General features: G+C 71.2%; 21 protein-coding genes. 11 read left to right on the top strand and 10 right to left on the bottom strand.

Translation table 11 applies throughout. The features are described from left to right. Position 1 precedes the first annotated feature (1 nt). Positions 2-1294 carry an NTP/NDP exchange transporter gene (locus tag I5071_RS44370; protein ID WP_236519480.1) on the top strand — a complete coding sequence of 431 codons (1293 nt, stop codon included), beginning with the start codon at positions 2-4 and terminating at the stop codon, positions 1292-1294. Between the two features lie 63 nt (positions 1295-1357). Here the strand turns inward: I5071_RS44370 and I5071_RS44365 are convergent, their stop codons facing one another. The 4 genes from I5071_RS44365 to I5071_RS44350 are packed head-to-tail and all read right to left on the bottom strand — an operon-like array spanning position 1358 to position 3535. Then, positions 1358-1837 carry a hypothetical protein gene (locus I5071_RS44365; protein WP_236519479.1) on the bottom strand — a complete coding sequence of 160 codons (480 nt, stop codon included), beginning with the start codon at positions 1835-1837 and terminating at the stop codon, positions 1358-1360. Continuing rightward, the gene (locus I5071_RS44360; protein ID WP_236519478.1) at positions 1834-2178 is read right to left on the bottom strand and encodes a hypothetical protein; all 345 of its coding nucleotides are present in this window, start codon (positions 2176-2178) and stop codon (positions 1834-1836) included. Before I5071_RS44360 ends, I5071_RS44365 begins: the two co-directional genes overlap by 4 nt. Positions 2179-2215: 37 nt before the next feature. Then, positions 2216-2878, bottom strand: a complete 663-nt coding sequence (locus I5071_RS44355; protein ID WP_236519477.1) for a metalloprotease — start codon at positions 2876-2878, stop codon at positions 2216-2218. Positions 2879-2920: 42 nt separating this feature from the next. Further along, the gene (locus I5071_RS44350) at positions 2921-3535 is read right to left on the bottom strand and encodes a hypothetical protein (protein WP_236519476.1); all 615 of its coding nucleotides are present in this window, start codon (positions 3533-3535) and stop codon (positions 2921-2923) included. Positions 3536-3746: 211 nt separating this feature from the next. On the opposite strand from I5071_RS44350, the gene I5071_RS44345 reads away from it, so the two are divergent. Continuing rightward, positions 3747-5060 carry a cyclic nucleotide-binding domain-containing protein gene (locus I5071_RS44345; RefSeq protein WP_236519475.1) on the top strand — a complete coding sequence of 438 codons (1314 nt, stop codon included), beginning with the start codon at positions 3747-3749 and terminating at the stop codon, positions 5058-5060. Next, a complete protein-coding gene (locus tag I5071_RS44340; protein WP_236519474.1) occupies positions 5057-5860 on the top strand; it encodes an MOSC domain-containing protein in 804 nt (267 codons plus the stop codon). Before I5071_RS44345 ends, I5071_RS44340 begins: the two co-directional genes overlap by 4 nt. Here I5071_RS44340 and I5071_RS44335 read toward each other — a convergent pair. Both I5071_RS44335 and I5071_RS44330 read right to left on the bottom strand, forming a co-directional pair. Continuing rightward, positions 5809-6465 carry a hypothetical protein gene (locus I5071_RS44335; protein ID WP_236519473.1) on the bottom strand — a complete coding sequence of 219 codons (657 nt, stop codon included), beginning with the start codon at positions 6463-6465 and terminating at the stop codon, positions 5809-5811. The two genes, I5071_RS44340 and I5071_RS44335, sit on opposite strands and share 52 nt — an antisense overlap. A gap of 48 nt (positions 6466-6513) precedes the next feature. Further along, positions 6514-7281, bottom strand: coding sequence for a thrombospondin type 3 repeat-containing protein (locus tag I5071_RS44330; protein ID WP_236519472.1), 768 nt, complete (start codon positions 7279-7281; stop codon positions 6514-6516). A gap of 52 nt (positions 7282-7333) precedes the next feature. On the opposite strand from I5071_RS44330, the gene I5071_RS44325 reads away from it, so the two are divergent. From I5071_RS44325 to I5071_RS44315, 3 genes are all read left to right on the top strand, one after another. Then, positions 7334-8191, top strand: a complete 858-nt coding sequence (locus I5071_RS44325) for a MaoC/PaaZ C-terminal domain-containing protein (RefSeq protein WP_236519471.1) — start codon at positions 7334-7336, stop codon at positions 8189-8191. Between the two features lie 10 nt (positions 8192-8201). Further along, the gene (locus tag I5071_RS44320; protein ID WP_236519470.1) at positions 8202-9398 is read left to right on the top strand and encodes a thiolase family protein; all 1197 of its coding nucleotides are present in this window, start codon (positions 8202-8204) and stop codon (positions 9396-9398) included. Between the two features lie 190 nt (positions 9399-9588). Then, positions 9589-10830 (top strand): LeuA family protein, encoded by a 1242-nt coding sequence (locus I5071_RS44315; protein WP_236519469.1) that lies wholly within the window; start codon positions 9589-9591, stop codon positions 10828-10830. A gap of 50 nt (positions 10831-10880) precedes the next feature. On the opposite strand, the gene I5071_RS44310 is transcribed toward I5071_RS44315, so the two are convergent. Genes I5071_RS44310 through I5071_RS44300 form a run of 3 tightly spaced genes read right to left on the bottom strand, consistent with a single transcriptional unit; the run spans position 10881 to position 12065 of the window. Then, positions 10881-11294 (bottom strand): hypothetical protein, encoded by a 414-nt coding sequence (locus I5071_RS44310; RefSeq protein ID WP_236519468.1) that lies wholly within the window; start codon positions 11292-11294, stop codon positions 10881-10883. A 14-nt stretch (positions 11295-11308) separates the two neighbouring features. Continuing rightward, positions 11309-11755 (bottom strand): hypothetical protein, encoded by a 447-nt coding sequence (locus tag I5071_RS44305; RefSeq protein ID WP_236519467.1) that lies wholly within the window; start codon positions 11753-11755, stop codon positions 11309-11311. A gap of 46 nt (positions 11756-11801) precedes the next feature. Further along, the gene (locus I5071_RS44300; RefSeq protein WP_236519466.1) at positions 11802-12065 is read right to left on the bottom strand and encodes a hypothetical protein; all 264 of its coding nucleotides are present in this window, start codon (positions 12063-12065) and stop codon (positions 11802-11804) included. Between the two features lie 279 nt (positions 12066-12344). On the opposite strand from I5071_RS44300, the gene I5071_RS44295 reads away from it, so the two are divergent. The 5 genes from I5071_RS44295 (at position 12345) to I5071_RS44275 (ending at position 18248) form a co-directional block, all read left to right on the top strand. After that, the gene (locus I5071_RS44295) at positions 12345-14339 is read left to right on the top strand and encodes a hypothetical protein (RefSeq protein WP_236519465.1); all 1995 of its coding nucleotides are present in this window, start codon (positions 12345-12347) and stop codon (positions 14337-14339) included. Positions 14340-14432: 93 nt separating this feature from the next. Then, a complete protein-coding gene (locus I5071_RS44290) occupies positions 14433-14993 on the top strand; it encodes a carboxymuconolactone decarboxylase family protein (RefSeq protein WP_236519464.1) in 561 nt (186 codons plus the stop codon). A 35-nt stretch (positions 14994-15028) separates the two neighbouring features. After that, a complete protein-coding gene (locus I5071_RS44285; protein ID WP_236519463.1) occupies positions 15029-16057 on the top strand; it encodes a hypothetical protein in 1029 nt (342 codons plus the stop codon). A gap of 9 nt (positions 16058-16066) precedes the next feature. After that, positions 16067-16561, top strand: coding sequence for a nitrous oxide reductase accessory protein NosL (locus I5071_RS44280; protein WP_236519462.1), 495 nt, complete (start codon positions 16067-16069; stop codon positions 16559-16561). A 49-nt stretch (positions 16562-16610) separates the two neighbouring features. Continuing rightward, complete coding sequence (locus I5071_RS44275; RefSeq protein ID WP_236519461.1) at positions 16611-18248, top strand: serine/threonine-protein kinase; 1638 nt, start codon at positions 16611-16613, stop codon at positions 18246-18248. Here the strand turns inward: I5071_RS44275 and I5071_RS44270 are convergent, their stop codons facing one another. Beyond that, a complete protein-coding gene (locus I5071_RS44270; protein WP_236519460.1) occupies positions 18249-18890 on the bottom strand; it encodes a hypothetical protein in 642 nt (213 codons plus the stop codon). Positions 18891-18920: the final 30 nt, after the last annotated feature.

The following is an 18920-nucleotide window of genomic DNA, read 5'->3' as shown; positions in this document are numbered from 1 at the left end:
CGTGCGACCCGGCGAGTGGCCGCTGGCGATCCCGATGTTCGCCCACTTCTTCCTGGTGATCGCGACGTTCTGGGTGCTCAAGCCGATCAAGAAGGGGATCTTCGTCGCCTTCTACGACGAGCACGGGCTCGACCTCGCGGGCTGGCACCTGCACGCCGCCCAGGCCGAGCTCCTCGCGAAGGTCGCGAACATGGTGGTCGCCGCGCTCGCGGTGATCGTGTTCTCGGCGCTCTCGCGCACGCTGCACCGCGAGAAGCTCACGTTCGTGTTCGCGGGGTTCTTCGTGGTCGCGCTCGCGGGGTACGCGCTCGTCATCACGGACCCGGGCCACTTCGTCGTGTGGTCGTTCTACCTGCTGGGCGACCTCTACACGACGCTGATGGTCGCGACGTTCTTCGCGTTCCTGAACGACAGCGTGAGCCCCGAGGAGGCGAAGCGGCTCTACCCGCCGATCGTGCTCGGCGGCGTCGCGGGCGGCGCGTTCGGGAGCTCGGTGCTCTCGGCGTGGATCGACTCGATCGAGCACTCGACGTGGCTGTGGATCTGCGTGGGCACGACCGCGGTCGCGGCGCTGCTCGCGGGCCTGGCCGGTCGCGTCGTCGCGGGTCGCGAGGCGCGCGATCCCGAGCCGGTGCGAGCGTCGGCGCCGAGCGCGCCCGACGTGGGCAATCCGGTGATCGCCGGCGCGCGCCTGGTGGCGCACTCGCCGTATCTCCTCGCGATCGCGGCGATCGTCGGGCTCTACGAGATCGTGTCGACGCTGCTCGACTTCCAGTTCACGTCGACGGTCGCGCACTTCCTCGACGACGAGGCGATCGGCGAGCAGTTCGCGCTCGTCTTCACGATCACCAACGTCGCCGCGCTCTTCGTGCAGATCTTCGTGACGACGCTGGTGATGAGCCGCTTCCCGCTCGTGGTGTCGCTGATGACGACGCCGCTGGTGATCCTCGCCGCGTCGACGGGTTACCTGATCGTGCCGATCCTCTGGAGCGGCAGCCTGCTCAACACCGCCGACAACGCGTTCAGCTACTCGATCAACCAGTCGGCGAAGGAAGCGCTCTACACGCCGACGAGCCGCGACGAGAAGTACAAGGCGAAGGCGTTCCTCGACATGTTCGTGCAGCGCTTCGCGAAGTCGATCGCGGTCGGCGTGAGCCTGCTCGTGACCACGGTGTTCACCGACTTCTCGACGATCCGCTGGCTCAGCATCGCGGTGATCGCGCTGGTCGCGGTGTGGCTGCTCGCGGCGCGCTACGCGGGCGTGCGCTTCCGCGACATGACGCAGGATCGCTGAGGCCGGGGCGTCGTTCACGACCACGTCGACGTGGTCGTGAACGGCGACGGCGACGAGAGCGCCCTAGAGCGCCGGCCAGATCACCTCGAAGAACACGATGATCCCGACCAGCGAGACCACCCAGGTCAGGCATCCGCACCCGATCGGCGCGCCGACCGCAATGCCCGTCCCCTTCTTCCGCAGCAGCAGCGCCACGATCCACGGGAAGAGCCCCGCGACGATCGTCGGCACCGTCACGTAGGCGACCTGCATCGCGAAGTGCTCGCTCTCGTTCACCGCGACGATGCCCGTGACCGCGCACGCGAGGAACGAGCCCAGCAGGAAGAGCACCGAGAGCGCGACGCCGATCCACGTGCCCTTCGGCTCGTTGGGCCCGCCCGGCGGCGTGACCTGTGGCGGCTGCGGCGTCCAACCCTGACCCGGCGGGGGTCCCGGCTGCGAGTACGACGGCGGTGGCGCGCCATACGCGGGCGCCGGGGCGCCTCCCTGCGGCGGTCCCCAGCCACCGCCGCCGGGCGGCGGCGTCCCCCCCGGCACGCTCACGCGCTCACTCCCCAGGCAGCGCGCACCGCGTCGATGAGGCCCATCTCGGCGGGCGAGATCGTGTCCGCCGCGGCGATGCCCGCGATCACCCCGAGGATCAGCTCGCGCGCCTCGGGCCGCGTGACCTTCAGCGTCGCGGTGCGGATCCCCTGCTCGTCGGGGAACGCCTGCGCCGAGTCGGAGATCACCTTCCAGAACGCGTCGCGCCCGCCGAGCTCGTCGCCGATGCGATCGATGCGAGCCTCCTCGAGCTCCGAGAACGCGCCGTCCGCGCGCACGATCAACCGCACCAGCCCGCCGAGCGCGAGCTTCTCTTCCGCCGTGAGATCCGCGAGGTTCATAGAGCGCGGAGACTACCCGATCGCGCGGGTGTTCCGTCTATTGCACGTCGCGCTTGCGCGAATCGCGCGCTGCATCGGCGAGGGCACGGCGCACCGTCTCGCGCACCTTCTCCTCGTCGACCTCGCCCAGCTCGAGCTCGCGCTCCACCCGGGCGCGCGGCGGGACCCGCACCTCGATCCGCTCGCGCGCCACGCGCGCCGCACGGCGACCGCGACGCTCGCGCCACAGGCGCGGCAGCTTCCAGGCATCGGCGCCGTCGAGCGGCGGCAGCGGCATCAGGTTGAGCGCGATGATCCAGACGTTCGTCCAGGTCAGCGCCGAGAGCAGCTGCGCGACGAACACGCTGGTGATCGGCACGAGCGCCGACACCACGAGCGCGACGATCAGCAGCAGCGCCTGGGCGAGCACGCCACCCCACGCGACCACCGAGCGCTGCCACGGCGAGACCGCGCGCCCGCCGCCGTAGCGCGCCTGACCGCCGAGCGCGTGGATCTCGATCGAGCTCGCGTGGAGGCCGACGCGTCGCATCAGGAACGCGTGACCCATCTCGTGCAGCCCGACGATCAGCAGATATCCGAGCCAGAACCCGGGCACGAACGCGAAGCGCCCGAAGAGCAGCATCCCGATCGGCGTGCTCCAGTGCACGCGGATGGGCGTTCCCTTCCAGCGCGCGACCGTCACGTAGCCGGTGTCGAACATCGCTGACGCTCAGCATGCCATGCGGCGTGCCGGCCCGCTGCGTCAGCCGCGCAGACCCAGCCGGGCGCCGAGCAGGAGCGCGAGCTCCTCGACCGTGACCTCTTCGCCGCAGCGCACCACCGGCACGTCGCGGCCGAGCACGTCGCGCGCGCGCTGCACGAGATCGTCCTTCGTGCCCCACGCGAGCGCCGCCACGATCGAGGCGCCTTCTGCGCGCGGCGTGTCCTTCGCGATCGCGTCCGCGCTGCGCCCGTCGAGCACCAGCGCGCACGGTGCGGCCTCGAGCGCCCCGGCGCGGATCGCCTCGCCGAGCTCGACGTGCCCCACCACGGTCGCGCGCCCCGCGAGCTCGAGCCGGATCCCCGCGGCGAGGCGCGCGTCGCTCGAGATCACGACGACCCGCGGGCGCTTGGCGCCTCCCTCGTCGGGCGACCACGTCGCGCCGTTCGCGGTCGGCGCGCCACCGTCGCGCCAGTCGATCGCCGCGATGACGCGCGCGAGCCGCTCGCCCACGCCGTCCGCCGCTTCTTCACCGAGCCGCGCGACGATCTCGGAGCGCAGCCACAGCTCGACGAAGCGCTGCAGCGCGCGCGGCGATCGCGGCACGCCGGTGAGCGACGCGCGCTCGAGCGCGACCTGGAGCGCGCTCTCCGCCACCTCGTCGGTGGCGTACGCGGAAATCGCTTCACGGACCGCGCGTCGCAACGGATCGGCGGGGTCGTTGGCGGGCGGGGGGCGGCGACTTCCGCTCACGACACGGCATCGTTCCACTCACACCGAAACACCGCAAGATGTTCGCGCGAGCCATCCGACACGGCGGTGCGCTTCCCGAGACACCCGCCGTTCGGGCAGACTCGGTCCTCCGAACATGCAGATCCACGTCGCCTCCGCCACGGACGTCGGCCGCGAGCGCACCCTCAACGAAGACTTCGGTCTCGTCGATCCGTCGCTCGGCCTCTACATCGTCTGCGACGGGATGGGAGGCCACGCTGCGGGCGAGATCGCCTCGCGCACCGCGGCGTCCACGGTGCAGGCCTACGTCCGCGATCGAATGGACGTGCTGCGCGCGATCGATCGCGGCGAGCAGCCGATCGAGAGCGCGGCCGTGATCATGCGCGAGGCCGTCGAGACCGCGTCGCGCACCATCTACGAGATGGGCAAGAACGACCGCGGCAAGAAGGGCATGGGCACGACCTGCGTCGCCCTGCTCGTCCGCGGCGGCAAGGGCGTGATGGCGCACGTCGGCGACTCGAGGCTCTACCTCGTGCGCCAGGCGCGCCTCTATCAGCTCAGCGAGGATCACACCTTCATCCAGGAAGCGCTGCGCTGCGGGATGCTCACGCCCGAGCAGGCGAAGCAGAGCGAGCACCACAACATCGTCACCCGCGCGGTCGGCCCGCTCGAGCGCGTGATCGTCGACACGCTCGTGTTCGACCTGATCGTCGACGACACGCTGCTGCTCTGCAGCGACGGCCTCCACGGCTATCTCGGCGAGGGCCAGGAGCTCCCCGCGCTGCTCTCGACCGCCGATCTCGACGCGGTGTCGCGCCGGCTGATCGATCTCGCGAACCAGCGCGGCGGCAGCGACAACATCACGGCGGTGGTCCTCCGCGCGAGCTCGCACGGCGCGAGCAGCGAGGCGGACACCCAGCGCACCACGATCGTCAACCAGACGTTCGAGACGCTGCAGCACGTCGATCTCTTCGTGGAGCTCACGATGCCCGAGCTGGTGCGCGTCTCGAACGCGTGTCGCTGGGTCGAGCTCGGCAAGGGCGAGATCGTGATCGGCGAGGGCGAGGCGAGCGAGACGCTCTTCCTGCTGCTCGACGGCGCGGTCGAGGTCGTGCGCAACAACGTGCGCCTCGCGGAGCTCGGTCCCGGCAGCCACTTCGGCGAGATGGCGCTGCTCAGCCAGCGCCCCCGCTCCGCGACCGTGCGCACCACCGCGGAGACGCGCCTGCTCGCGCTCGATCGCCACCAGTTCTACGGCCTGCTCCAGCAGGACCCGGTGCTCGCCGGGAAGTTCCTGTGGAAGCTCGCGCAGACGCTCAGCCTGCGGCTCGACGACTTCTACCTCTATCACGAGCAAGTGCTCGGGATGCCGGTGAAGTCCACACTGCGCTTCGGCCTCTACCCGTCGCCGTTCAATCATCCGGCGGGTGGTGGCTCGGGCCAGACGTGAAGCTCTCCGGCATCACCCGCTTCCCCATCAAGTCGTGCCGCGGCATCGAGGTCTCGCGCGCGCACGTCGAGCGGCGCGGCATCGCGCACGATCGCCGGTGGATGATCGTCGACCCCGAGGGTCGCTTCGTCACCCAGCGCGAGGAGGCGCGGCTCGCGCTCGTCGACGTGGCGCTGGAGGACGATCGGCTGCGGCTCGGCGCACCGGACGCGAGCCCGATCGAGATCCCCACACGCCTCGACGTGGGCGCGCGTGCGACGGTCACGGTGTGGCGCAGCACCGTCGAGGCGATCGCGCACGCCGACGCGAGCGCGTGGATGTCGGCGCACCTCGGCCGCACCGTGCGCGTCGTGTACATGCCCGACGACGTGCGCCGCGCCGTCAACGAGAAGTACGCGCACCCCGGTGACGTCGTCTCGTTCGCCGACGGCTATCCGCTGCTGCTCGCGACGCGCGAGTCGCTCGCGGACCTCGAGGCGCGCGCGGGCACGTCGCTCGAGATGCGGCGCTTCCGACCCAACGTCGTGATCGAGGGCGCGCCCGCGTGGGCCGAGGACGGCTGGTCGCGCCTGCGCATCGGTCGCATCGTGTTCCGCGCACCGAAGCCCTGCGATCGCTGCGTGATCACGACGATCGATCCCGCGACCGCGATCGCCGGCAAGGAGCCGCTGCGTACGCTCGCGAAGTTCCGTCGCACCGCGGACGGCAAGGTGCTCTTCGGCGTGAACCTGATCCCCGAGCTCGACGATCACGAGTCGATCGAGATCTCGATCGGCGACGAGGTCGAGATCCTCGCGTGATCTTCGGCGTCGAGCGCCGCGACGCGACGCCCCGCGACGAGCACCACGAGCGCGACGACGAGACCGACGCCGCACGGCACCGCGAGCGCCAGCGTCGCGTCGCGCCACGCGAGATCGGGCGGCCCACCCGCGAGCAGCGGAAGCGGGAAGAGCACCCAGATCAGCGCGTGGTGGCACGCGCCGTAGATCGCGGTCTCGCGCGCGGTGATCGGCGCGTCCGGCGCCCGCTGAGCGAGCGCGCTGCCGACCCGGAAGAGCATGCACGCGAGCGCGATGCCCGACACCGCGGCCGCCGCGACGATCATCCCGGCGAAGACGAACGGGAGCTCTCCCGAGCCGAGCAGCATGAGCGCGAGCACCGCGCCCGCCGGCATCAGCACGAGCATCGTGATCGCGCCCCACACCGGCGCGAGCAGCCCCGCGATCACCACCGACGGCGGCACACGACGCGCGGTCTCGCGCGTCACGCTCGCGGCACGATACGCGCCCTGCCCCGCCGCGACCGGAGCGCGCCACACGCCCCAGCGATCACGCCCCTCGAGGACCCAGCCGATCCCCATCACGAGGGCCAGCGCGGGGACCGCGAGCAAGTACAGGTAGCACATGGCTCACCTCGCGTTCGTCGACGTACGAACGCTGAGGTCGATCGACGCTCACAGACAGGGCGCGAACGGGCACCAGACTTCGTCTTCGAGCCGTCCGCTCCCGGGCACCACGACGAGCGTGTAGCGCTCGTTCGCGATCAGGAGCCCGTCCTCGCGCTTCACGGTGTACTGGAACGGATAGGCCCGCATGCAGTCGCGCGCCTCGCCCGAGAACTGGAAGCGCACGTCGTAGGTCAGGAGCGTCCGCCCGCGCACGCCGATGAACGACTGCGTCGACTCGTCCATCGAGAACACGTTGCCCATCGGCTCCGCGCCGACCGGTCCCGCGCCCGCGAAGTAGACGTCGGCGTCGACCTCGTCGGGCACCACCTGCGCGGCGGGCGTGAACGATCCGCTGAACGTCTCGCCCGCGCCGTCGACCGCGATCGACACCGTCGCGCGCGCCGTGCCGGTCGCGGTCTCGCGCAGGAAGATCACGCGCTCCGCGCTGGGCGACATGCGCGAGAGCGGGTTGTGCCCGAGCGAGACCTCCGTGAGGTCGGAGTAGCCGTCGGCGTCGGTGTCGGGATCGTCGATGCGCAGCCCGCGCGAGAGCTCGTTCTCGTCGCACAGCCCGTCGCGATCACTGTCGTCTCCGCCACCGTCGCCCTCCGGGCCCGCGTCGAAGAGCCACGGATTGCGGCGGCGCGGACATCCCGAGATCGTCGCGACGAGCATCACCAACGCGGCGAGCACCGCGATGGAGCGGAGCGAGCGGGCGAGGATCGTCCGGAGGCTCACGCCGGGGAGCGTGCGCGGGCTCACGTGCGAGGTCAAACGCTCACCCTCCGTGTTGACCGCTTCGCGCGCACGACGCTAAGCCAGCGCGATGCCCAAGCCTTTGAATCCCGCTGCGATCGGGGCCGAGAGCGAGCCGCTCCATCTCACCTATCGCTGGCAGGACGTCGCGCTCTACGCGCTCGGGATCGGTGCGAAGCAGAGCGACCTCGCGTTCCTCTACGAGCACAGCGAGCCCGCGATGCGCGTCTTCCCGACGTACGCGGTGATCCCGACGTTCGAGGCGTGCAAGGCGCTCTTCGACGTCGTCGGTGGTGATTTCTCGGGTGTGGTGCACGGCGGACAGACGATTCGTCTACACAAGCCCTTCCCGGCAGCAGGAACGCTCACCACGGTCGGTCGCGTCGCGAACGTCGGCGACCTCAAGCGCATGGCGCAGGTGATCTTCGCGACGAAGACGACCGACGAGACCGGCGCGCTCGTGTGCGAGACCGAGTGGACGATCATGTACCTGCTCGACGGCGGGTACGGCGGTGAGCCGCCGCCGAAGAGCGTCCGCATCCGCGCGCCGGAGCGCGAGCCCGACTGGGTCGTCGAGGAGACGACCTCGCCCGAGCAGGCGCTGCTCTATCGCCTCAGCGGGGATCACAACCCGCTGCACGCCGATCCGAAGGCCGCGGAGAAGGCCGCGAAGGTCACCGAGGGCAAGCCGATCCTCCACGGCCTCTGCACCTACGGCTTCATCGGCCGCGCGATCCTCGCCAACGAGTGCGGCAACGACCCGTCGCGCCTGCGCGCGTTCAGCGGGCGCTTCAGCAAGCCGGTCTGGCCGGGCGACACGATCATCACGCGCGGATGGCGCGAGGACGGCCGCGTGCTCGTCGTCGCGGGCACGAAGGAGCACCCGGAAGAGCCGGTGTTCACCAACGCGTTCGCGGAAATCGTTTGAGGAGAGATCGATGAAGAAGCTCAGCCGTGAAATCTGGATCGTGGCCGCGAAGCGCACTCCGTTCGGCACGCTCAGCGGCGCGCTGAAGGACGTGTCGGCGATCGACCTGGCCGTGCACGCGAGCAAGGCGGCGATCGCGCAGGCCGGCATCCAGGCGACCGACGTCGACCAGGTGATCCTCGGCAACGTGCAGCAGACGAGCCCCGACGCGATCTACGGCGCGCGCCACGTGGGCCTGAAGAGCGGCGTGCCGATCGAGGTGCCCGCGCTCACCGTGAACCGTCTCTGCGGCTCGGGCTTCCAGGCGGTCGTGAGCGCGGCGGAGCAGATCCTCCTCGGCGACGCGAAGTGCGTGCTCGCGGCGGGCAGCGAGAACATGAGCCAGGCGCCGCACGCGATGTGGGGCCTGCGCGACGGCGGCGCGAAGTTCGGCAAGCCCCCGGCCGTGGTCGACACGCTGTGGGCCGCGCTGACCGACTCGTACACCAACACGCCGATGGCGGTGACCGCGGAGAACCTCGCGGTGAAGTACGGCATCACGCGCGAGCAGGCGGACGCGTTCGGCCTTCGCTCGCAGCAGAAGTGGGCCGCGGCGCAGGAGTCGGGCGCGTTCGCCGACGAGATCGCGCCGGTCGAGCTCCCGTCGCGCAAGGGCACGGTGAAGGTCGATCGCGACGAGCACGCGCGCCCGCAGACGACGATGGACGTGCTCGCGAAGCTGCCGCCGGTCTTCAAGAAGGACGGCGTGGTGACGGCGGGCAACGCGAGCGGCATCTGCGACGGCGCCGCGGCGCTGCTCGTGGTCGACGCGGAGTGGGCGAAGTCGCGCGGACTCACGCCGCTCGCGAAGCTCGTGCAGTGGGGCGTCGCGGGCGTGGACCCGACGATCATGGGCATCGGCCCGGCGCCGGCGATCCGGAACGCGCTCGACCGCGCGGGCCTCACGCTCGACCAGATCGATCTCTTCGACGTGAACGAGGCGTTCGCGCCGCAGTTCCTCGCGGTGCAGAAGGAGCTCGGGCTGCCCGAGGAGAAGTCGAACGTGAACGGCGGCGCGATCGCGCTCGGCCATCCGCTCGGCGCGAGCGGCGCGCGCATCACCGCGAACCTGATCTACACGCTGCGCCGTCAGAGCAAGAAGTACGGCGTGGGCTCGGCGTGCATCGGCGGCGGCCAGGGCATCGCCGTGGTGCTCGAGCGCGCCTGATCAGACATCCGACCCGCTGAGGAGAGATCCTCTAAGGAGAGCAGGAAAGCAGGAGAGCGAGCGTCGTGAGTCTCTCTCCTCCCTCCTGCCCCTCCTGCTCTCCTTAGCGGGAAATTCTCCGGTTTCCTACGCGCGGCGCGGAGGAGATCTCCTGACTTCTCGTGGCAGACTGATCGAGGGAGGTGGAGCCGTGGACACGCAGCTCATCTACGACTGGAACTTCGCCGAGCGACGTCAGCCCGTCGTGCTGAAGAAGCGCTTCGAGCTCCACGACGAGACGCTGCGCGACGGATTGCAGAATCCGTCCGTCGTCGATCCGAGCATCGACGAGAAGCTCGAGATCCTCCACCTGCTCGATCAGGTCGGCGTCGACACGGTCGACGTCGGTCTGCCCGGCGCGGGCCCGCGCGCGTTCGAAGACGTGCTGCGCCTGTGCCGCGAGATCGCCGACTGCAAGCTGGCGATCCGTCCGACGTGCGCAGGTCGCACGCACCTCGCGGACATCGAGCCGATGGCGAAGGTCGCGCAGAAGGCGGGCATCCCGATCGAGGTGATGACGTTCATCGGCTCTTCGCCGATCCGCGCGCTCGCCGAGGACTGGTCGGTCGAGCTCATCCGCAAGCGCAGCGTCGAGGCGATCTCGTTCGCGGTGAAGGAAGGCCTGCCGGTCAACTACGTCACCGAGGACACCACGCGCTCGAAGCCCGAGGTGCTCCACACGCTGTTCCACGCGGCGATCGAGTCGGGCGCGACGCGCCTCACGCTCTGCGACACGGTCGGTCACGTCACGCCCGACGGCGTGCGCAACCTCGTGCAGTTCACGCGCAGCCTGCTCAGCGCGTGGGGCGCGCCGCAGGTCGGGATCGACTGGCACGGCCACAACGATCGCGGCCTCGGCGTGACGAACTCGATCTACGCGCTCGAGTACGGCGCCGATCGCGTGCACGGCGCGATCCTCGGCGTCGGCGAGCGGGTGGGCAACGCGTCGCTCGATCAGATCCTGGTGAACCTGAAGCTGATCGGCGAGCTCGGGGATCGCGACGTCACGAAGCTCGGCGAGCTCTGCGACAAGGTCAGCAAGGCGCTCCACTTCCCGATCCCGATCAACTACCCGGTGGTCGGCGAGGACGCGTTCCGCACCGGCACCGGCGTGCACGCGGCGGCGATCATCAAGGCGCTCGAGAAGGGCGATCAGGATCTCGCGGACCGCGTGTACTCGGGCGTGCCCGCGTGGATGTTCGGCCGCGAGCAGGAGATCGGCATCGGCCCGATGAGCGGCGCGAGCAACGTGAACTTCTGGCTCAAGAAGCGCGGCTTCACGCCGAGCGAGGGCCTGGTGAAGGCGATCCTCGCCCGCGCGAAGGAGAGCAATCACCTGCTGACGGACGCCGAGGTCCGCGAGGTGATCACGAAGGTCGGCGGCGCGAGCTGATCAGTCCGCAGGAGGTCGCGGCGGGTCCGCGCCGTGGCGGAGCCGAGTGATCAGAAACAGCCCGTCGATCCGTTGCACACGCGGATCGACGCGCTGCCTTCCTCGCGCGTTCCGTCGTCGAGCTCCAGCGACCACCGCAGCTCGACGCGGTCGCCCTCGAGATCGCTCGTCTCGATCGTGCCGCCCACCACGTCGACGCAGACGCCGTCGATGCATCGCTCGGCCGCGTACATGCGGCTCATGTCGAACGACGGAGCGCGGACGTCGAGCGCGCGGTCGGAGTACAGGTGCAGCCGCGTCGGCGGCGACGGCGCCGTGGGGCACGCGATCTCGTCGGAGGTGACGAGCAGCTCGGTCGCCGACTCCCCCGAGTCGCAGCCGCGCGGCGACGACGCGTGACGAAGGATGCCGTGCTCGAACGTCGAGGGCTCGGCGCACGCGGTGCCCGCGATCAACGCGAGCACCGGAACGACGTACCTCACAAGCACCGGCTGACCGCGTCGCGACACACCCGCACCCACGCCGAGCCCTCGTCGAGCGAGCCATCGGCGAGCTCGATCGACCACCGCACCTCGGCGCGATCGCCTTCGACGCGCAGCGTCTCGAGCGTGCCGCCGACGACCGCGCCGCACGTGCCCTCGGTGCAGCGCTCGGCGGCGTAGGCGCGATCCATCTCCACGCTCTCGAGCTCGTCGATGCTGCCGAACGCGTACACGGAGAGTCGCGTCGCGGGGCGATCGGCGAACGGCGTGTCGCAGCCGAGCGCGTCCTGCGTGAGCACGAGGTCGACCGCGGGACCGTCGGCCGGACCACATGCCGTCCGGAGCAGTCCGTCGTCGAACACGCTGGGCTCCGCGCTCGAGCCGCATCCGGCGAGCGCGATCAACGAGATGGAAGCGAGTGGGAGGATCGAAGTCAATCGCATGACGATCAGACTACGCGCCCCGCCCATCGCCGCAAAGTCCGCGGTCTCAGCGGCACGGGTGCGCGAGCGCGGCGCAGACGCGGACCCACGCGGTGCCTTCGTCGTGCGCTCCGTCGGCGAGATCGAGCGACCACCGCACCTCGGCGCGATCCTCCTCGGTGCGCAGCGTCTGCAGCGTGCCGCCGACGATGCTGGTGCACGCGCCTCCGACGCAGCGCTCCGCGCCGTATGCGCGCTCCATCTCGACCTCGTCGAGCGTGGTCCCGATGCCCAGATCGTGATGTGCGTCGCGGGCTCCGGCGTCTCGCACGTGACCTCGCCGTCCGCGAGCACGAGGCGGACCGCCGAGCCCCCGGCGGGACCACACGTGGGCGAGAGGGCTCCCGCGCGGAACACCCCCGACCCGGCGCTCGAGCCGCAGGCCGTGAGCACCAGGGCGATCGAGCAGAACGAAGCCATTCGCATCTCGGTCATCCTCGCACGCGTGAACGCGGACCCCCAGCGCGTGAACGTCGATTCACGCGCGATCCTGCGTTTTCCACGCGTTTTCCCGCGTGGCGCAGGCGTTGCTGAACGGCGCGACACTCCCATGCGTCGCTCGCTCGCCTCGTTCTTCGTCGGTCTCGCGCTCGCTGGCTGTGGTGGTCCGATCGCCGGCGCGAGACAGACGGTTCCACTCCCCACTCACTTCACGGCGGTCGCACGCGCGACCACCGACGATCCAGAAGGCCTGCGCGTCCTCTGGAACGGCGGCTCCGATGCCTCCGAGCACGGCGCGTGGATCGCGACCACGCACAGCGAGCTCGAGGCGCTCTGGGAGCGCGTCGGTGCCGCGGGACCGGTGCCCGAGGTCGATCTCCGCACCCACGTCGTGATCGGCGAGTCGTTCATGAACGGCGCGTGCATGGACGAGATCGTCGCGGTCGAGCGCGACGCCGAGGGACGCGTGCTGCTGCGCACCGAGCCGCTCGTCGAGATGTGCATCGCGCTCGCGGTGCAGGACGCGCGCGTGGTCGCGGTGCCGCGCGACGTGCTCGGGGAGTCGATCACCTGGTTCTCGAACGACGACGGCGAGCCCGGCGCGTACGCGTTCCGCATCCCGCCGCCCTCGCCCGACGCGGCGCGCGCGATCACGGCCGGCGCGCCGTCGACCGAGCGCGATGCGATCGCGAGCCCGCTCGGGACCATCGCGCTTCCCGCGCCCGGCACGCTCGCGCTCCGCGCGCTCGACGACGGACGCGAGGTGTGGGTCGCGCACCTGACCGAGGGCCGCGTGCACGTCGTCGCCGCGGACGCGGTCTCCACGAACGACTGGCTGCGGCATCCGGTGCGCTGGGACGCGGCGCGCGGTCGTTTCGGCACCGAGCACGACGTGACCGGTCGCTCGGTGCACGGCGGCACGCCGCTCGAGACCCACGTGTTCGCGCGCGTCGGCGCGGATCGCATCGCGGTCGGCGAGGTCGTGTCGATCGCACCGCGCGGCACCGTCGAGGCGCGCGCGTCTGCACCTTCGCTCGACGGCGACGCGATGCCCTACGCGTCGCTGCCGGTGATCGATCAGCAGACGCTCGAGGCCGTGCCCGAAGGATACGTGGCGCGCGTCGGGGCCGATCTCGTCGCCGGCCTCGATGGTCCGCCGCGCCTCTGCATGCTGCCCGAGGATCCCAAGCTGCGCGCGCACTTCGAGGGCTGCGACGAGACCTCGCTCGCGCTGCGCGATGCGCCCGACGAGTCGCGGCGAGGCATCTCGGTGGTGCACGGCCCGCTCCTCGTGCGCCGTCGCGGCGACGCGCTCGACCTCGCGATCGCCGACGGCGCGGGCGAGAGCGGATGGGTCGTCGAGCACCGCATCGCCGACGCCGCGCCCCACGGCGAGACCCGCGACCGCGGCGCCCTCGGGCTCGATCGCGAGGTGAGCGGCGACACGCGCGGCGCGCCGGACGGCTTCGCGATCGAGTGCGTGTCCGCAGGCGGATCGCCCGACGAGTCGTGGTCGTTCGTCGCGCCGCGCGCGGGCTCGTACGCGTTCGAGCTCGCGAGCGATCACGACGGAGCGATCGCGGTCGTCGCCGACGACGGAGCGCCGCTCGACTGCAACGACGATCGCCACGGGCACTATCGGTCATCGATCGCGCACGCGACGCTCGCCGCCGGACAGCGCGTGCGTGTGGTCGTCGACGGCTTCGGCGGACAGGCGGGCGCGTACCGCCTCCATGCGAGCGAGATCCCGACGCTCGAGCACGACGGCGCGCTCGCGCTCGGCGTGACCGTCGCGGGCGACACCTCGCGCGCCACCGACGACCTCAGCGCGGGCTGCCACGCGCCGGCGCGCGACGACGCGTGGCGCCTCGAGGTGAGCGAGCCGGGCCGCCATCGCGTGCGCATCGAGGCCGACGGATGGCACCCATTGCTCGCGGCGTACGCCGACGGCGCGGCCATCCCGATGACGTGCGGCGTGGGGACCGGCGGCGGCTCGCGCGAGGAGATCTACGACCTCGCCGCGGGCACCTGGTGGATCGTCGTCGACGGCGCGCGCGCCGAGGACGCCGGCGCCTATCGACTGACCGTCGAGCGGGCCGAGTAGTCCGCACGACGACAGGAGTGCCCGGAGCAGCGGCCAGTAACCTTTCTCCACGCTCGTGCGTGGTGCTCTCGAGAACGAGATCAGGAGCACCCCATGACGACCTTCACCTCCGAGCACGGCTCCCTTCCCCTCGCGCCCGTCGAGCGACCGCGGAGCCTCTTCGTGCGGCTCCTCTTCCGCCTGCTGCGTGCGCGTTATGGCGTGGTGCCCACCGCGTTCCGCGTGATCTACGCGCGCACGCCCTGGGTCGCGCTGATCTCGGTGCTGATCGTGCTCGGCCTCGATCGTTTCCTCGTGATCGATCGCGAGCTGCGCCTCCTGCTGCAGCTCGCGATCTCGAGCCGCGCGCACTGCACGTTCTGCAGCGACATCAACCGCGCCGAGGCGCTGCGCGCGCGGATGGGGCGCGAGCGCTTCGACGATCTGCTCGACTTCGAGACCTCGCCTGCGTTCACCGAGCGCGAGAAGGCCGCGCTCGCCTATGCCTCCGCGCTCCACGAGTCGACGCGCATCCCCGACGCGATCTGGACCCGCCTCGGTGCGTGCTTCAGCGAGCGCGAGCGCGTCGACATCGTCTGGGTCTGCGCGGTCGAGCGCTACTACAACTCGATGGCGCTCCCGCTGCGCATCGGGACCGATCGTCTCGCCGCGTGACGAACGCGGGCTCCGGCCCCATCGTTGGCCGGTCGATGTCGAACTTGTTCCGCCCCTGGCTCCTCGCGCGCTTCTCGACGGGCGCGGCGGCGGCCGTGCTCGTCGTGGTCGGGCTCTTCGTCGCGATCCGCGTGCTGCGCCACTACCGCATCGCGCGCACGTCCGAGGGACAGCTCGCGCTCGAGCGGCGCGCGGAGCTCGCGGGAACGCTGATCGAGGTCGCGCTCGGTGCGACGATCGCCGGGCTCGCGCTCGGGGTGCTCGGCGCCGATCGCATGACCGCGTCGATCCGCGGCGCGATGTGCGCGTGGGGCGTGCTCGACGCGTCGCCCTGGGGCTTCCGCTCGCTCGCGCTCTCCGCGATCGCCGCGCTCGCGTGCGCGCTCTGGATCGCGCTGCATCGCCTCGACCTCCGACTTCGACAGCCCGCGCTCACGCGCGCGAAATTCACGGCGCTGCTCGTGGTCGCCCCGCTGGTGCTCGCCGACTTCGCGGCCTCGACCGCGTACGCGCTCGATCTCGATCTGCGCGTCGTCGCGTCGTGCTGCTCGACCGGGCTCGACGCCGCGCGCGAGGTCGCGGGGACCAGCTCGAGCGGTGGCCCGCGCGACATCGCCGCCGCGCTCTTCGTCGGCGGCGCGATCGCGTCGATCGCCCTCGCGCTCGTCGCACGCGCGCGGCCTTCGATGCGCGCCGCATCGCTGGTCGGGGTCGCGTCGCTCGTCGCGGGCCTCGCATCGGTGCCCGCCGTCGTGTGGTGGATCGCGCCCCACGTCTACGAGACGCCGACGCATCTCTGCCCGTTCTGCCTGCTCCACGCGGACGTGCTCGGCATCGGATGGCCGCTCTTCGCCGCGATCTTCGTCGCCACCGCGATGGGTCTCTCCGCGGCGATGACGGGCTTGCTCGAGCGCGCGAGCGGCGAGCCCGACACCGCACGCGCCATCGAGGCGCGCCTCGCGACGCGGACCGCCATCGCGTGGTCCCTCGCGCTCTTGATCGCGCTGCTCCCGATCGCGCGCTGGACGTTGATCTCGGGGGGCGCATCTCTCTTCGGGAGCTGAGATCTCGTCATGCACCGCGCGAATGTCCTCACCCGCCTCGTATTCACCGCATCGATGGTGCTCGCGGTGCTCGCCGCGTGCTCCTCGGGCGAGACCGGAGCCAGCGCGCAGGCCGGCGCACGCTGCGCGCACTGCGGCATGCGTGTGCCCGCGGACTCGACGTGGCGCGCGGGGCTCACCACCGCGTCGGGCGGAGCGCTGCTCTTCGACGCGCCGAAGTGCATGTTCCGCATCCTGCGCGGCGAGCGTGGTCGTGGCGCGCGCGAGCCGTGGGTCATCGAGTACTACTCGAGCGAGCGTCGCCCCGCGTCGTCGCTCGTCTACGTGCTCGGCTCCGACGTCGAGAGCCCGATGGGCCGCGACCTCGTGCCGATCGAGGGCCGCGAGCGCGCCGAGCGTTTCCAGCGCGATCACCACGCGCAGTCCGTGCTCACGTTCGACGAGGTCACCTCGGGCGTGATCGACGAGCTGTTCCGCCCGGGTGGCGGAGGGCACGGCCACTGACGGGATCTCCGCCCCTTCCGTGCGTGCGCGCTATGCTGCGCGCGCCTCGATGACCTCCTGTCCTCGCTGCGGCCACGAGAACGCCGATCACGCGCGCTTCTGCTCGGCGTGCGGCGCGATCCTCGAGGCCCGCGCGGGCGGCGAAGATCCGCTGATCGGACGGGTCGTCGCCGATCGTTACCGCATCGTCCGCCCGATCGGCGAGGGCGGCATGGGCCGGGTCTACCTCGCCGAGCAGCGCATGGGCACCACCACGCGCGCGGTCGCGATCAAGGTGCTCACCACGCCGATGAGCGACTCGCTCGCGGTCGCGCGCTTCTATCGCGAGTGCGAGACCGTCGTGCAGCTCACGCACCCGCACACGATCCGCTTCTACGACTTCGGCGAGATCGCGCTCCCGCTCGCGAACGGCGCGGTCGATCGGCGGCTCTACATCGCGATGGAGTACGTCGACGGTCGCTCGCTCGCGACCGCGATCGAGGCGGGCCCGCTGCCGCTCGAGATCGTCGATCGCCTGGTGCGGCAGATCGGCGGCGCGCTCACCGAGGCGCACCGTCGCGGCATCGTCCATCGCGATCTGAAGCCCGACAACGTGCTGCTCGCGCACAACGAGGCCGAGGGCGAGATCGCGAAGGTGCTCGACTTCGGCATCGCGAAGAAGGATCGCACCGAGGGCCCGGAGATCACGGCGCAGGGCACGATCATCGGCACGCCCGCCTACATGAGCCCGGAGCAGATCTCGGGCATGCGCGTCGACGAGCGCTCCGACGTCTACGCGCTCGCGCTGATGACGTACGAGATGCTCGCGGGCACGCGGCCCTTCGCGGCGCGCACGCCGATCGAGTGGGCCACCGCGCACATGATGTCGACGCCGCGCTCGTTCGACGAGTTCCCCGCGACGCAGCCGCTCTCGCCCGAGCGCCGCGCCGCGATCCTGCGCGGGCTCGAGAAGGACCCGCAGAACCGCACTGCGTCGGTGCGGCGCTTCGTCGACGAGTTCTGCGGGCTCGAGTCGAGCCAGCCCACGCCGATCCCGCGCATCGCGTCGACGCCGAGTGATCTCGGAAACGCACCGACGCTCGCCGCGCTGCACACGCCGCGCGACAGCGCGCCGCACGTCGAGCCGATCCCCGGCGCGCACCCCGGCCTCGGCACGATCCTCGGCGCGGCGATCGGCGGCATCGCGCTGATCGCGGCGGGCGCGGCGACGGTGTGGGTCGTCGCGGGTGGCCCGAGCGCCACCTCCGAGCTCGCCGACGCGGCGGTGATCGCCGACGCCGGGACCGACGCCGCGGCGGACGAGCCGCACGAGTGGCTCTCGATCCTCCACTTCGAAGAGCGCGCGCGGGACGCGACGCATGCGCTCGGTGCGCCCGACGGACGCTGCGCGGTGATCGCGCCCGGCGGCACCATCACGCTCGAGCTCACGCCGGGCGGGCGCATGCTCACCGACGGCACCGAGCGCCCGGATCTGCAGGTCGTGGTGCGCGAGGGATCGGGGCCCTATCGTGTCGACGTCGGCGTCGAGCGCCGCCAGTTCCGCACCGTCGCCCAGGGGCTCGTCGCGAGCTCGCCTCTCGACGTCGATCAGTTCGCGATCCCGCGCTTCCGCTACGTGAAGATCAAGAACCGCGCGACCCGCGGCGAGGTGTGCGTCGACGCGGTCGCCGCGTATCGACGCGAGTGATCAGATCTCGAGGCGCGCGCCGATCATGCCGCCGCCCGGCAGCGTGATCGCGTCGATGGTCAATCTGGCGCCGGGCGCCGGCTCCATGACGTACTCGTAGTCGGTGTACGTGCGGCGGATCGTCAGCCCGAGGACGATCGCGAGCGCGGCGAGCCCCTGCACCACGCCCGACACCACGATGCCCGCTTCGTAGCCGTTGAGATCCTGGGTGAGCATCAGCCACGGGCCGATCACCGGGATCCACGAGAACGTCGCGGCGTCGTCGAAGAACACCGTCGTGGAGACGGTCCACGTCGTGACCCACGCGATCGGCAGCACGATGAGCCCCGGGAGCCAGAGGCCGCGGATGGTCTCGCTGCGCTCGACCGGGACGCGGCGGGCACGGGCCGCCGGCGGCGCGACGGGCGTGCCGTAGGGCGCAGCGGGCGCGACGTTGCCGTAGGCGGCGCCGGGATCGGTCGGCTGCGAGGGCTGCTCGTATCCGTACGATGGAGGCGGGGACGAGGGATCGGGCGGAGGCGCGCTCTCGTATCCGGGTGGAGTGTACGGCTGTGGAGTCTGCGCGACTGCCACGCTCGGCAGCGCCACCGCAGCGAGCACGGCGATCACGATCGGGACTGCGACGTGGGTCGTGCCTCTCATCGACGCTCGACTCCAGCGTAGCACGGGCCT

Source organism: Sandaracinus amylolyticus (assembly GCF_021631985.1).
GTDB lineage: Bacteria > Myxococcota_A > Polyangia > Polyangiales > Sandaracinaceae > Sandaracinus > Sandaracinus amylolyticus_A.
The sequence above is the reverse complement of the archived record's forward strand: the minus strand, read 5'-3'. Positions and strand labels throughout refer to the sequence as shown.

Coding starts and splice junctions, on each gene's coding strand:
- I5071_RS44295 (WP_236519465.1), top strand. CDS start 12,345: ATGCGTCGCTCGCTCGCCTCGTTCTTCGTCGGTCTCGCGCTCGCTGGC.
- I5071_RS44275 (WP_236519461.1), top strand. CDS start 16,611: ATGACCTCCTGTCCTCGCTGCGGCCACGAGAACGCCGATCACGCGCGC.
- I5071_RS44305 (WP_236519467.1), bottom strand. CDS start 11,755: ATGCGATTGACTTCGATCCTCCCACTCGCTTCCATCTCGTTGATCGCG.
- I5071_RS44325 (WP_236519471.1), top strand. CDS start 7,334: ATGCCCAAGCCTTTGAATCCCGCTGCGATCGGGGCCGAGAGCGAGCCG.
- I5071_RS44285 (WP_236519463.1), top strand. CDS start 15,029: ATGTCGAACTTGTTCCGCCCCTGGCTCCTCGCGCGCTTCTCGACGGGC.
- I5071_RS44280 (WP_236519462.1), top strand. CDS start 16,067: ATGCACCGCGCGAATGTCCTCACCCGCCTCGTATTCACCGCATCGATG.
- I5071_RS44335 (WP_236519473.1), bottom strand. CDS start 6,465: ATGTGCTACCTGTACTTGCTCGCGGTCCCCGCGCTGGCCCTCGTGATG.
- I5071_RS44360 (WP_236519478.1), bottom strand. CDS start 2,178: ATGAACCTCGCGGATCTCACGGCGGAAGAGAAGCTCGCGCTCGGCGGG.
- I5071_RS44290 (WP_236519464.1), top strand. CDS start 14,433: ATGACGACCTTCACCTCCGAGCACGGCTCCCTTCCCCTCGCGCCCGTC.
- I5071_RS44320 (WP_236519470.1), top strand. CDS start 8,202: ATGAAGAAGCTCAGCCGTGAAATCTGGATCGTGGCCGCGAAGCGCACT.
- I5071_RS44345 (WP_236519475.1), top strand. CDS start 3,747: ATGCAGATCCACGTCGCCTCCGCCACGGACGTCGGCCGCGAGCGCACC.
- I5071_RS44355 (WP_236519477.1), bottom strand. CDS start 2,878: ATGTTCGACACCGGCTACGTGACGGTCGCGCGCTGGAAGGGAACGCCC.
- I5071_RS44270 (WP_236519460.1), bottom strand. CDS start 18,890: ATGAGAGGCACGACCCACGTCGCAGTCCCGATCGTGATCGCCGTGCTC.